General features: G+C 46.9%; 12 protein-coding genes. 7 read left to right on the top strand and 5 right to left on the bottom strand.

The genetic code is table 11. The annotated features are described in order from the left end of the window. Window positions 1-79 precede the first annotated feature (79 nt). From ViNHUV68_RS01120 to crp, 6 genes are all read left to right on the top strand, one after another. Window positions 80-2,002 carry an ABC transporter ATP-binding protein gene (locus ViNHUV68_RS01120; RefSeq protein WP_038175151.1) on the top strand — a complete coding sequence of 641 codons (1,923 nt, stop codon included), beginning with the start codon at window positions 80-82 and terminating at the stop codon, window positions 2,000-2,002. Continuing rightward, a complete protein-coding gene (locus ViNHUV68_RS01115) occupies window positions 1,999-2,478 on the top strand; it encodes a TIGR02444 family protein (protein ID WP_391088959.1) in 480 nt (159 codons plus the stop codon). Before ViNHUV68_RS01120 ends, ViNHUV68_RS01115 begins: the two co-directional genes overlap by 4 nt. Before the next feature lie 9 nt (window positions 2,479-2,487). After that, window positions 2,488-3,465 (top strand): hydrolase, encoded by a 978-nt coding sequence (locus tag ViNHUV68_RS01110; RefSeq protein ID WP_391088957.1) that lies wholly within the window; start codon window positions 2,488-2,490, stop codon window positions 3,463-3,465. Between the two features lie 43 nt (window positions 3,466-3,508). Beyond that, window positions 3,509-3,721: a YheU family protein gene (locus ViNHUV68_RS01105; protein ID WP_038175146.1), complete on the top strand. Its 213-nt coding sequence runs from the start codon at window positions 3,509-3,511 to the stop codon at window positions 3,719-3,721. A gap of 90 nt (window positions 3,722-3,811) precedes the next feature. Next, entirely contained in the window at window positions 3,812-4,681 is an 870-nt protein-coding gene (locus tag ViNHUV68_RS01100) for a phosphoribulokinase (protein WP_038175145.1), read from the top strand. 243 nt (window positions 4,682-4,924) lie between these two features. Continuing rightward, entirely contained in the window at window positions 4,925-5,557 is a 633-nt protein-coding gene (crp, locus tag ViNHUV68_RS01095) for a cAMP-activated global transcriptional regulator CRP (RefSeq protein ID WP_004410522.1), read from the top strand. A gap of 205 nt (window positions 5,558-5,762) precedes the next feature. On the opposite strand, the gene ViNHUV68_RS01090 is transcribed toward crp, so the two are convergent. From ViNHUV68_RS01090 to ViNHUV68_RS01070, 5 genes are all read right to left on the bottom strand, one after another. After that, window positions 5,763-6,554: a DUF1338 domain-containing protein gene (locus ViNHUV68_RS01090; protein ID WP_038175143.1), complete on the bottom strand. Its 792-nt coding sequence runs from the start codon at window positions 6,552-6,554 to the stop codon at window positions 5,763-5,765. A 162-nt stretch (window positions 6,555-6,716) separates the two neighbouring features. Continuing rightward, window positions 6,717-8,174, bottom strand: coding sequence for a succinylglutamate-semialdehyde dehydrogenase (astD, locus tag ViNHUV68_RS01085; RefSeq protein WP_038175142.1), 1,458 nt, complete (start codon window positions 8,172-8,174; stop codon window positions 6,717-6,719). 15 nt (window positions 8,175-8,189) lie between these two features. Then, on the bottom strand, window positions 8,190-9,209 hold the full coding sequence (astA, locus tag ViNHUV68_RS01080) for an arginine N-succinyltransferase (RefSeq protein ID WP_038175141.1): 1,020 nt from the start codon (window positions 9,207-9,209) through the stop codon (window positions 8,190-8,192). 126 nt (window positions 9,210-9,335) lie between these two features. Further along, window positions 9,336-10,550, bottom strand: a complete 1,215-nt coding sequence (locus ViNHUV68_RS01075; RefSeq protein WP_391088954.1) for an acetylornithine/succinyldiaminopimelate transaminase — start codon at window positions 10,548-10,550, stop codon at window positions 9,336-9,338. 401 nt (window positions 10,551-10,951) lie between these two features. Next, window positions 10,952-11,539: an aminodeoxychorismate/anthranilate synthase component II gene (locus tag ViNHUV68_RS01070; protein ID WP_391088952.1), complete on the bottom strand. Its 588-nt coding sequence runs from the start codon at window positions 11,537-11,539 to the stop codon at window positions 10,952-10,954. Between the two features lie 225 nt (window positions 11,540-11,764). Here ViNHUV68_RS01070 and ViNHUV68_RS01065 point away from each other — a divergent pair, with 225 nt between their 5' ends. After that, complete coding sequence (locus tag ViNHUV68_RS01065; protein WP_391088950.1) at window positions 11,765-12,133, top strand: hypothetical protein; 369 nt, start codon at window positions 11,765-11,767, stop codon at window positions 12,131-12,133. The last annotated feature ends 207 nt before the right edge of the window (window positions 12,134-12,340 follow it).

Here is a 12,340-nt window from a genome sequence, read left to right as displayed (position 1 = left end):
CAGAATAACGCAATAATCGACATAGTGAGCCAACTGCCCTACTATTCGACCCATCACGAGCAAAGATATAGCAAACATTATGATAACCTTCTCTGGCATCCAACTGCTGCGTGGCGGAAAACCTCTGCTTGAACAGGCCTCAGCAACTATTCAACCGGGCGATAAAGTTGGCCTGGTCGGGAAAAACGGCTGTGGTAAGTCGACCTTATTCGCCCTAATTAAAGATCAACTCTCCATTGATGCTGGCCATTTTTCTAAGCCCGCTCATTGGGAACTGGCTTGGGTCGCGCAAGAAACCCCGGCAATAGAGCGTAGCGCGATTGAATACGTCATAGATGGTGATCGTGAGTACCGTGGCCTCGAAGCGGATCTTGCCAAGGCAGAACAGCAAGACAACGGCACTTTAGTCGCAGAAATTCATGGCAAAATAGAAACCATTGGCGGCTATAGCATTCGTGCCCGTGCAGCAGAACTGCTTGATGGTTTAGGTTTCAGTCAACAGCAAATGAGCTGGAGCTTAACTCAGTTCTCTGGGGGGTGGCGTATGCGTCTCAACCTAGCTCAGGCTCTACTGTGTCGCTCCGACTTATTGCTGCTCGACGAACCTACCAACCACTTGGATTTAGACGCGGTAATGTGGCTTGAACGTTGGCTACAGAACTACCCGGGCACGCTTATCTTGATCTCGCATGACCGTGATTTCCTTGACCCGGTCGTCAACCGTATCATCCATGTTGAAAACCAGCTCCTCAATGAGTACACCGGCAACTACTCGTCTTTTGAAGATCAACGCGCCCAGAAACTGATGCTACAACAAGCAACGTTTCAGAAGCAGCAAAAGCAAATGGCGCACATGCAAAGCTACATTGACCGCTTTCGCTACAAAGCATCCAAAGCACGCCAGGCGCAAAGCCGCATTAAAGCGCTCGAACGGATGGAAAAAGTGCTACCTGCACAATTTGATAATCCGTTTAGCTTTGAGTTTCGCAAGCCCGATGCGTTGCCAAACCCGATCATTATGATGGATGAAGTCAGCGCTGGTTACGATGACACCCTGATCTTAGAAAAGATCCGCCTTAATTTGGTACCCGGCAGTCGCATTGGTCTACTTGGTCGCAATGGCGCTGGTAAATCAACCTTAATCAAAATGCTCTCACGCGATCTCAAACCACAAGGTGGCGATCTCACTTATTCGCAAGGGGTTAAGATTGGTTACTTTGCTCAGCATCAACTTGAGACACTGCATCCAGAAGAGACGCCGTTGCAACATATGATGCAAATCGCCCCCGATAAGAATGAGCTGGAATTACGCAACTATCTAGGCAGTTTTGGGTTCCAAGGTGAAAAAGCACTTGAGAAAGTCGCCCCATTCTCGGGCGGCGAAAAAGCGCGCTTGGTTCTGGCACTGATCGTGTGGCAAAAACCGAATCTATTGCTGCTCGATGAGCCAACCAACCACCTTGATCTCGACATGCGTCAAGCGCTGACTTTCGCTCTGCAAACCTTTGAAGGGGCAATGGTTATCGTCTCGCACGATCGCTATTTACTGCGAGCCACTACCGACGACCTCTACCTAGTCCATGACCGTCAAGTCGCGCCCTTTGATGGTGACCTTAACGACTACTATAAATGGCTAACTGAGCAGCAAAAGCAAGAGCGTCGCGACGCCCAAGCCGATCTACCTGAAAAAGACTCAACCAATAGCGCGGCGGCGAAAAAAGAGCAAAAACGCCGTGAAGCTGAGTTTCGTAAACAAACGGCACCAATTCGCAAGAACCTGACAAAACTGGAAGCGAAAATGGATAAGTTAGGGGCAACATTGGCCGAGGCTGAAACTCAGCTCTCTGACAACTCACTTTATCAAGCCGAAAATAAAGCTAAACTTAATCAAGTACTCGCGAGTCAAGCCAACAGTAAAAGCGCGCTTGAAGAAGTCGAGATGGAATGGATGGCAATCCAAGAGCAACTAGAACAGATGGAACTGGAGTTCGATAATCAATGAGTTCAGAGCACGTTAAAATTTCTCTAACACTAGAAAGGCTATGGCAATTCAGCTTGCAATACTACAGTGTGCGAGAAGTAAAATCAGCGTGCTTAACTTTACAAAATCAGTACAAAGGTAACGTCAATCTGCTGCTCCTTCTAAAATGGCTTGATGAGCAGCAGGTGAGTTTTTCAGAGCACGATTGGCACCATCTTGAAGAGTGTCTTGGGCGCAGTGAAGCGTTATTGCTCAACTATCGTGAACTGAGGCGAAAGCTTAAATTTCACCTCCCTGATACTCTCTACCGCGAATCACTTCAATTTGAGTTGCAACTCGAAAAGCAGCAGCAATCTGATCTGGTCGATTGCGTTAACAGTATCACACTGCAGGTTAATCACAGTGAACCGTTAGCCCTGCGCTACTGTCGTCAACTTGGCGGAGAACCGCTCTATTCAGTGTTCGCTCAACCTGTCGATAAACGAGCTAACCCCTAGAGAAACCACATGACTCAATTTGTTGCGGCTAAAGGATTAGCCAACCCGCACCTGCAAACACTCGCCCCGCGCTTTATTCGTAAAAAGGCGTTGTTTGAGCCCGTGTGGCAAACCTTAGATACTCCAGATGGGGACTTTCTTGATATCGCTTGGAGCGAACCGATGGCCTCACAAGCGTCCCAACACAAACCTCTGTTTGTGTTGTTTCACGGTTTGGAAGGATGTTTCTACAGTCCGTACGCTAACGGCTTAATGAACGCCTTTGCCCAGCAGGGTTGGCGTGCGGTCATGATGCACTTTCGCGGCTGCGGTGGTAAACCCAATAAGCTTGCACGCGCCTACCACTCGGGCGAGATAGAAGACGCGCGTTTCTTCCTCGAATACCTTGATGAGCTTTTCCCGCACCAGACTAAAATAGCCGTGGGCATCTCTTTAGGCGGCAATATGTTGGCCAACTATCTGGCTCAATATCGAGATGAACCACTGCTTGATGCGGCAACCATCGTCTCAGCGCCATTAGATTTATCCTCTTGTTCAAAGCGCATCGAGCAAGGCTTTTCTAAGCTGTACAAAAACTACTTACTCGCTTCGCTGAAAAAGAGCGCGCTACAAAAACATCATCTGTTAAAAGGCGAGCTTGGCCTTAGTTACCAACATATCAAGCGAGTCACTAAACTGTATGAGTTTGATGATCTGATCACCGCACCACTGCACGGGTTTAAAGATGCCCAAGACTACTACCAGCAGTGTTCAGGTATTCATCGCCTCAAACAGATTCAGCTGCCAACCCAGATTATTCATGCCAAAGACGATCCGTTTATGACCGAGGCGGTCATTCCTAAATACGTGCTGCCAGAAAACATCGACTATCGGCTTTTTGACCAAGGCGGACATGTCGGATTTGTCAGCGGCAGCGCACTCAAACCGCGCTTTTGGCTTGAAGAGGCTCTGCCCGCCTACTATCAAAGTTTGGCAGTTTCAGCATAATCGCGCCTTATTCCATTTCCGAGCATAAAGTAACGAGGTATTTATGATCGTTCCATGGCAACAAATCGATCCACAAACGCTAGACAATCTTATCCGTGAGTTCATCTTGCGTGAAGGCACAGATTACGGCGATGTGGAAATTTCTCTGCAAGACAAAATCGACCAAATCAAAACCCAGCTTGAATCCGGCGAGGCCGTTGTGGTTTTTTCAGAGCTGCATGAAACGGTTGATATTCAACTCAGACGCCAACTTTAGCTTTTAAAGCACATCATACCGTGACGCTAAGTTAAAGCATGGTATAGTGGTAAGCGTATACAGGATGGTTATTTACAGACAAGGTTTGTCATGTCAGCAAAACACCCAATTATTGCCGTAACTGGTTCCTCCGGAGCTGGAACGACAACAACATCAGAAGCGTTCCGTAAAATGTTCAACATGATGAGCATTAAACCCGCTTGGATTGAAGGGGATAGCTTCCACCGTTTTACCCGTCCAGAGATGGACGTCGAAATACGCAAAGCACGTGAACAAGGTCGCCACATCAGCTACTTTGGCCCACAAGCGAATGATTTTGGTGCCATCGCCGAGTTCTTTCGTAAGTATGGCCAAGAAGGGATAGGCCAGATGCGTCGTTACCTGCATACCTTCGATGAAGCAGTGCCTTATAATCAAATGCCCGGCACCTTCACCCCTTGGCAAGATCTTCCGGAAAATTCAGACGTTCTCTTTTATGAAGGTTTGCACGGTGGCGTGGTCGATGGTGAAGTCAACGTCGCGCAACATGTCGATTTCCTAATTGGAATGGTGCCGATCGTCAACTTAGAGTGGATTCAAAAGTTTGTTCGTGATACTCGCGATCGCGGCCACTCACGAGAAGCGGTGATGGATTCGATTGTTCGTTCAATGGACGACTATCTGAACTACATTACTCCGCAGTTTTCGCGCACCCACATTAACTTTCAACGTGTCCCTACGGTCGACACCTCCAACCCGCTCAACGCTAAAGGCATTCCAAGTTTAGATGAGAGTTTTGTCGTCATTCGATTACGTGGTATCAAGAATGTCGACTTCCCTTATTTACTCGCCATGATTGATGGCTCATTTATGTCACGCCATAACACACTGGTTGTGCCAGGCGGTAAAATGAGTTTCGCCATGGAGCTAATTGTCAGGCCGATCCTGCAACAATTAATTGAAACTGGAAAAATTGGCTAGAGCTCACAGCTAAAACACGATTACTTTTCATACCGTGATCATGTGCACATTTTTGTATAGTAAAACCTTATCCGGACCCGATTAAAATCAAGAAATCGTTTTCGAAAAAGGATACTATTTGTTACCGAAACACAAGTTGGCTTGCAGCATTTATAAAGTGCTCTTATCCTAGCAAGTCTTAATCTAAGGCTTAGCTACAACATGGAAAGCAGCAAGCATACCCTGCAGAGGAAGTGAGATATTATGGTTCTAGGTAAACCTCAAACCGATCCAACATTAGAATGGTTTCTTTCACATTGTCATATTCATAAGTACCCATCAAAAAGCACGCTGATCCATGCGGGCGAAAAAGCAGAAACTTTGTACTACATCGTAAAAGGTTCTGTGGCGGTACTTATCAAGGATGAAGAAGGTAAAGAAATGATTCTTTCTTACCTCAACCAAGGCGACTTTATTGGCGAACTTGGCTTGTTCGAAGAAGATCAAGAACGTACCGCATGGGTTCGAGCAAAATCTCCTTGTGAAGTCGCGGAGATTTCATTCAAGAAATTCCGTCAGCTAATTCAAGTTAACCCAGACATCTTAATGCGTCTGTCAGCGCAAATGGCAAGTCGTCTACAAGTGACAAGCCAAAAAGTCGGTGACCTTGCGTTCCTAGACGTTACTGGCCGTATCGCGCAAACGCTACTTAACCTTGCAAAACAACCTGATGCGATGACTCACCCAGACGGTATGCAAATCAAGATCACTCGTCAGGAAATCGGCCAAATTGTTGGCTGTTCTCGTGAGACTGTAGGTCGTATCTTGAAGATGCTTGAAGAGCAAAACTTAATTTCTGCCCACGGCAAAACTATTGTTGTGTACGGCACACGTTAATCTCAATTAACGTTTAGAAATGTTAAAAGCCATCAATGTTTCCATTGATGGCTTTTTATTTTTTTGGACTCATGTCATTCCAGAAGTAACGGACAAGCTCTACGGAATCTGGGCTTTGAGTGTGTGGTGATTAGATTCTGAATCACGCTCGTGCCTCGCTGTTTAGAATGACACTGGCTATCACGACTTATTGATAGCAGAATGACTAGCCATTCGTACTCTCGAAAATCTTATCAGCTGATGCCGCAACAAACCCCGGGTAAAGTTCACCATTGCTCATCGGATAGCGCTTAGCAAACTCATAGAAACCGCCCGGTATCACTTGAGCGCCATCGGCAAAGTCGACCGACACTTTGTCAGCCATGGTCGACGATTGCTCAAGAAGTACTTCTGGAGAGCCTTTCACTTCACCGCCAAATTCATTAATAGTGAAGCCCGATTGACGCAAATGGTCATTGACCGCCGTCACTTCATCAAATGCCTTCAACTGATTAACGCTGACAGTAAAATGATTGGCACCATATCCATGCGCGGCCAGCCATGAGGCATACTCACTCTCAGTCGCAAGCGTTTGATAATCGGCAAAACTTAAATCCCATAAACGCCCACCATACAAGAACTCATGACCTTTTAGCTTACTGTGATCCAATTGCTCAACCAGCTTAGCCACGATCGTTTGCAGCGACTCAGAACACTCTTCTACTTTCAACTCACTGATAAAGACCTTAGGCTGTTTTGGGTCAGGATGTTCAAAGTGTTTAGCCACCAGCTTTTTACTTTCAAACAGGTAGTCACCACACGGCGTATAACCGATATCCAAAAATGGCTGCGCTAGCGTTGCAATGCCCAAAGGCGCAACATTAAACGTTCGCAGCGCAATATGATCGTTGATCAATGCTTCGTCTTCTTGCAGCAATTGATGCACTTTTTCAGCAGATGGACACAAGCGTTGAATATAGTCATTCCATAACGATTGGAATAAAACATCTGGCGTCATAACGCCTCCTTGTTGGGGTTGTTTACGTTGTGAGTATCAATAAAAAAAGGCTATCGGACCGACATGTCCAGCGAGTCAATCCGATAGCCTTGAGCCTGTGACGTTGTAGGCCCCGATATCGGGGCAACAAGGGAATCCCTTATTATTAATATTATTATGGAGTTACAGTTCAACACCTGGGCTCAACGTCGCGGGAAGCACGGTCGCCTCCCCTTCCATTGAAGCCATAGGGTAAGCGCAGTAATCCGCGGCGTAAAAAGCACTAGGGCGCAAATTACCTGACGCACCCGGACCGCCAAATGGCGCGTCACCGCTTGCTCCCGTAAGTTGACGATTACGGTTAACAATCCCAGCACGAATATGATCGACAAAATAATCCCACTCGCTATCTTGGGTTGAGACTAAGCCTGCAGACAGACCAAAACGGGTATCGTTGGCAAGCTCGACCGCTTGTTCAAGCGTCTGATAACGAACCAGTTGCAGAAGTGGACCAAAGTACTCTTCATCTGGCAGTTGCTCAATCGCCGTCGCGTCAATGATGCCAGGAGAAACAAACGCCGCTTCGCCCGCTTTCGCTTCCACTAAGCTTACGCCACCAAGCTGTTGTAAATTCGCTTGGGCATTGAGAATAAAGTCTGCGGCCGCTTTAGAAATTTGTGGACCCATAAAAGGGGCAGGTTCAGCGAATGGCTGATCAACACGAATTTTCTGCGTAGCTTCGACCAACTTGCTAACTAGGATATCGCCTTTTTCACCAACCGGAACATACAGTCGACGAGCACAGGTACAGCGTTGACCAGCACTGATGAAAGCTGACTGGATAATGGTGTAAACCGTCGCATCAACCTCACCATAATGTTCAGAGATTACCATCGGGTTATTGCCGCCCATCTCTAGTGCCAACATCTTATCCGGTTGACCAGCAAATTGGCGATGCAAGATATGCCCCGTATTAGCACTGCCGGTAAACAGCACGCCATCGATACCTTTGGCGTCAGCAAGCGCAATACCGGTCTCTTTGGCGCCTTGAACTAGGTTGATAACCCCTTTAGGCAGGCCGGCTTGCTCCCAAAGCTTCATGGCAAACTCACCGGTTAACGGCGTTTGCTCAGAAGGTTTAAATACCACGGTATTACCCGCAAGCAGCGCTGGGACAATGTGACCATTAGGTAAGTGGCCTGGAAAGTTATACGGACCAAATACCGCCATCACCCCCAGCGGACGGTGGCGCAGTACAATTTGATTGCCCGCCGCTTCACGCTGTGACTCACCAGTACGCTCGTGGTAAGCACGGATCGAAATCGCAATTTTTCCGGCCATTGCTGCCGCTTCAGTGCGCGTTTCCCAAATCGGTTTACCCGTTTCTTTGGCAATGATTTCAGCGATATGTTCGCTGTTGTTTTTTACTTGTTGTGCAAAGGCCAGTACCACGGCTTCACGTTCTGCGAAGCTGAGTTTTTTCCAACTCAAAAACGCTGTACGCGCAGCACTGACTGCGGCATCAACTTGAGCCGGAGTGGCGCTGTCGCCTTGCCAAACCACCTCATTGTTGTATGGGCTTAGTGAATCGATTGGCTCGCCTTGTCCTGCGACCCATTCTCCTGCAATCCAATGTGTCATTACTCTATCCTTTGTTTACTGAGGCAACATACGCACGAAATCACCATCACTGACGTGCAGCGCTTGAGCTACCGCTGGTGAGATAATCACAGAGCCAGACTCTTTGTCATACGCGGCTTTGGCTGCGGTGGCGCGGAAGTTTTCAAATGAAGTGTTTGAGATCAGGCAGTCTTGCGAGCTACTGTGCTCAGCCACGGTGACTTTAGCGCGGATCGAGTGACGCACCGACTCGATATGACGCACATCACACTCAACCGTTGGGCCGCCATCGAAGATGTCGACGTAGTTACGACAGGTGAAGCCTTCTTTTTCTAACAGTCTCAGTGCCGGTTTGGTGTTGTCATGTACTTGACCAATCACCGCCTGCGCCTCTTTGCTCAGCAAGTTGATGTAAATCGGTAGTTTTGGCATCAAATCAGCAATAAAGCCTTTCTTACCAATTCCGGTCAAATAGTCGGCCATGGTGAAATCAATCGAGAAGAAGTGCTCTTGCAGCCACTGCCAAAATGGCGAGTTTCCGTCTTCATCAGAGACACCACGCATCTCCGCAAACACCGTTTTCGAGAAGCGATGCGGGTGCTCTGCCATCATCAGGAAGCGACATTTCGACATCAAACGGCCATTTAACCCCTGACGAAATGAAGGGCGTAAAAACAGGGTGCAGATTTCACTGCAACCTGTGTAGTTGTTACCAAAAGTCAGTAGCTTGACCGTGTTATTAACACCCAATTTGGCTGACGAGTGCACGATGGTGCTAATGTGGTACGAATAGAAAGGGACGTCCCAGCCTATTGACGCTTCAATGCCAGTACAGCCAGCCACCTCATCGGTTTCGCTGTCATAACCGACCATAAGGTAACCTTCGTCCCCTGGTTGACTCACGTTCGGCTTGGCGAAACTGTATTCTGAATGAGTAATACGATTGGTTAACAGTTCTTCGTTAACCGGTAGAGATGTGAATCCGTGACCAGATTCAACGGCACATGTGTGCAGCGCGTCGTAATCCGACAGTGCGATAGGGCGAACAACCAGCATCGATACTTCCCTCCTGATGCAGGATACCAATGCGACCGTTCATCTGCTCGTCCTTGCTGAACACATGAACGGTAGCACTGGTATAGGGAGGCTTATTAAATTATAAGCCTCCGATATTGTTATTAATTATTCAACTAGCGTTGCTAGAGCTTTATCTAGACGAGCTAATCCTTGTTGGATTTCTTCTTTGGTGATCACCAGTGATGGTGTGAAACGAACCACGTTTGCACCGGCAACCAGTACCATCAAACCTTCTTTGCCCGCCGCGACTAATACATCACGGGCGCGGCCTTGCCATTGTTCGTTGAGCGCGGCACCTAATAGCAGGCCTTTACCACGGATTTCAGCAAACATGCTGTATTTATCATTAAGCTTAGCCAGACCTTCGCGGAACAGAGCTTCACGCTCAGCAACGCCCGCCAGCGTCTCTGGGGCGCTAACGATATCGACGACAGCTTCAGCCACAGCACAAGCCAGTGGGTTCCCGCCATAAGTCGAGCCATGCGTGCCTACTTTTAGGTGCTCAGCCAGTTTCTCTGTCGTTAGCATAGCGCCAATCGGGAAACCGCCGCCAAGCGATTTTGCTGTGCTTAGGATATCTGGCGTGATGCCAAGACCTTGATAGGCATAGAAATGCCCCGTACGGCCGTTACCGGTTTGCACTTCATCAAAAATAAGCAGTGCATTGTGTTTGTCACATAACTCACGCACGGTTTGCACGAATTCATCCGTCGGGGCAATGATGCCACCTTCGCCTTGCAGCGGTTCCATCATAATGGCACAAGTGCGATCCGAGATGTGCTCACGCAGCGCGTCAACATCGTTGTAAGGCAAGTGAGTCACGTCACCCGGTTTCGGACCAAAACCATCAGAGTAAGTCGACTGACCACCAACCGTTACAGTAAAGAATGTGCGGCCATGGAAACCTTGTTGAAAGGCGATAATTTCTGATTTTTCAGGGCCAAATTTGTCAACCGCATAACGGCGAGCCAGTTTCAAAGCGGCTTCGTTCGCTTCAGCGCCAGAGTTCGCAAAGAACACTTTCTCGGCAAAGCTGATTTCAGTAAGTTTTTTCGCAAGACGCAGCGCAGGCTCGTTAGTCATGACGTTACTAAGGTGCCAAAGTTTGTTGCCTTGCTCAGTTAAAGCGTTAACCATCGCAGGGTGACAATGACCCAAGCAGCTCACGGCAATACCACCAGCAAAATCGATGTATTCGTTACCTTGCTGGTCCCAAACGCGAGCACCCTCGCCTTTTACTGGGATCATTTCCATTGGGTTATAACAAGGTACCATTACCTCATCAAACAAACCGCGTTCTACATTCATTTCTACAGTCATTGCACATTCCCTCTCGATACCGCATGCATAGCGAATATGGTGTCCTTACTTCGATTCAATGAAATAAGATATTGTTTTGCTTGTTAGCAATTACGGCATTGTATTTACATTTAATTAACCATTTCAATAGTGATTTGTTCTTTTTGGCAACCGCTATGAAGCCGAATAACCACCACCGTTGAGTATTTATGCATCATGCCATCGCTTTTATGAAGCAATATATTCTTATAACAAAGATAAGCTTAGGTTAATCATAGTCTCAATAAGGGCTTGAGCGTAGGCGTCACAAACTCTGCGCATACTTTTTCACAAAATATCCGCCAGCTGAATTATGAAAGAAATGTTAAGAAAGGTGATCTTGCTCAGGCTTTGTCGCCCACCGAAAACTTACAAATGCTGTTTTAAAGCGCGCTTCGAGCGATAAAGTTGGCAAGGATTTGGTGGCCCTGCTCTGTTTTAATCGACTCTGGATGAAACTGAACCGCATCAATGGGTAAGGTTTTATGTTGGTAACCCATAATTTCATCCATCGAGCCATCAGCCAGTTCCGTCCAAGCCGTCAGTTCGAAGCAATCGGGTAACGTGCCATTTTTTACCACCAGTGAGTGGTAACGGGTGACCGTCAGCGGATTATTCAGACCAGCAAAGACACTGCGATTGTTATGGCGAATCGGTGAGGTTTTACCATGCATCACTTGGCGCGCTCGCACCACTTGACCACCAAACACCTGTGCAATCGCCTGATGGCCCAAACAGACGCCAAGAATCGGCAATTTACCGGCAAAATGTTCAATCGCGGAGAGTGAAATACCAGCTTCGTTAGGCGTACACGGCCCAGGAGAGATCACTAAGTGACTGGGGTTAAGTTGGCTGATGCCGGCAATATCGATCTCATCGTTGCGCACCACTTTGACCTCTGCACCTAACTCACAGAAGTATTGATAAAGGTTGTAAGTAAACGAATCGTAGTTATCGATGATTAACAGCATGACATCACAACAGGTGTTGATAAATTTCCATATAGGGACGGTATTGTGCAATACAGGACAAGAAAGGCAAGCATTATCAAACAGATAATTTCACCTTCAACTGTCAAATCGCAATCGATAAAACACACAAATGTTTAATGATTTTATATACATAAAACACATTTATACTATCATGCACCTGCTCGATATGGGCTAGGTCTATTAAAATACAATTAAGAGGTACAAATGAAGCTAAAAGCATTACTTGCTAGCGTAGTTTCTGCACTGCTACTAACTGCATGCCAAAGCACATCAGATAAAGGTCTTATTCCGACTGCAAATCAAGAAACGATCGAAGAAGCTCGCAAGGTCCTATCTTCTAACGAAGAAATCAAAGTTGACGAAACTGGTGTAATCTCGCTCGTTCAAGAGCTACCAAATGGTATGATGTGGGATAGAACAGTCACTAAGAAAGTAGGTCGTGAGCTCTCATGTGATAATCTGCGCTACTTTGTAGAAAAAGGCATGATTGTCAGCATACACTTTAAAGGTCGCCGTGGTCGCTTTGATCAATTTGATGAGAATCGCTGTCTAGAAGAAGATCAGTACCTATAATACTAAAACCGCCACTTGATGTGGCGGTTTGTTGTTACACACGGCTATTTTTAAACGTATAAACGCAGCATTCTGACAATAACTTCCTTGATAGACTTTGTTGCGTAATTCAGACAGAAAAACAAACTTCCTAAAATTGAATAACTCTTAAAAATGACTCTTAAATAAGATGCTTAGTTTCAGGCATTCCGTTTTCCACGCTTATTG

Source organism: Vibrio sp. NH-UV-68 (assembly GCF_042940635.1).
In the GTDB taxonomy this organism is placed as follows: domain Bacteria; phylum Pseudomonadota; class Gammaproteobacteria; order Enterobacterales; family Vibrionaceae; genus Vibrio; species Vibrio pacinii.
This window is presented reverse-complemented; position numbering and strand designations above follow the sequence as displayed.

What these genes read in the sequence shown, in the direction of transcription:
- ViNHUV68_RS01120 (WP_038175151.1), top strand. Translation starts at nt 80, where the DNA reads ATGATAACCTTCTCTGGCATCCAACTGCTGCGTGGCGGAAAACCTCTG.
- ViNHUV68_RS01115 (WP_391088959.1), top strand. Translation starts at nt 1,999, where the DNA reads ATGAGTTCAGAGCACGTTAAAATTTCTCTAACACTAGAAAGGCTATGG.
- ViNHUV68_RS01110 (WP_391088957.1), top strand. Translation starts at nt 2,488, where the DNA reads ATGACTCAATTTGTTGCGGCTAAAGGATTAGCCAACCCGCACCTGCAA.
- ViNHUV68_RS01105 (WP_038175146.1), top strand. Translation starts at nt 3,509, where the DNA reads ATGATCGTTCCATGGCAACAAATCGATCCACAAACGCTAGACAATCTT.
- ViNHUV68_RS01100 (WP_038175145.1), top strand. Translation starts at nt 3,812, where the DNA reads ATGTCAGCAAAACACCCAATTATTGCCGTAACTGGTTCCTCCGGAGCT.
- crp (WP_004410522.1), top strand. Translation starts at nt 4,925, where the DNA reads ATGGTTCTAGGTAAACCTCAAACCGATCCAACATTAGAATGGTTTCTT.
- ViNHUV68_RS01090 (WP_038175143.1), bottom strand. Translation starts at nt 6,554, where the DNA reads ATGACGCCAGATGTTTTATTCCAATCGTTATGGAATGACTATATTCAA.
- astD (WP_038175142.1), bottom strand. Translation starts at nt 8,174, where the DNA reads ATGACACATTGGATTGCAGGAGAATGGGTCGCAGGACAAGGCGAGCCA.
- astA (WP_038175141.1), bottom strand. Translation starts at nt 9,209, where the DNA reads ATGCTGGTTGTTCGCCCTATCGCACTGTCGGATTACGACGCGCTGCAC.
- ViNHUV68_RS01075 (WP_391088954.1), bottom strand. Translation starts at nt 10,550, where the DNA reads ATGACTGTAGAAATGAATGTAGAACGCGGTTTGTTTGATGAGGTAATG.
- ViNHUV68_RS01070 (WP_391088952.1), bottom strand. Translation starts at nt 11,539, where the DNA reads ATGCTGTTAATCATCGATAACTACGATTCGTTTACTTACAACCTTTAT.
- ViNHUV68_RS01065 (WP_391088950.1), top strand. Translation starts at nt 11,765, where the DNA reads ATGAAGCTAAAAGCATTACTTGCTAGCGTAGTTTCTGCACTGCTACTA.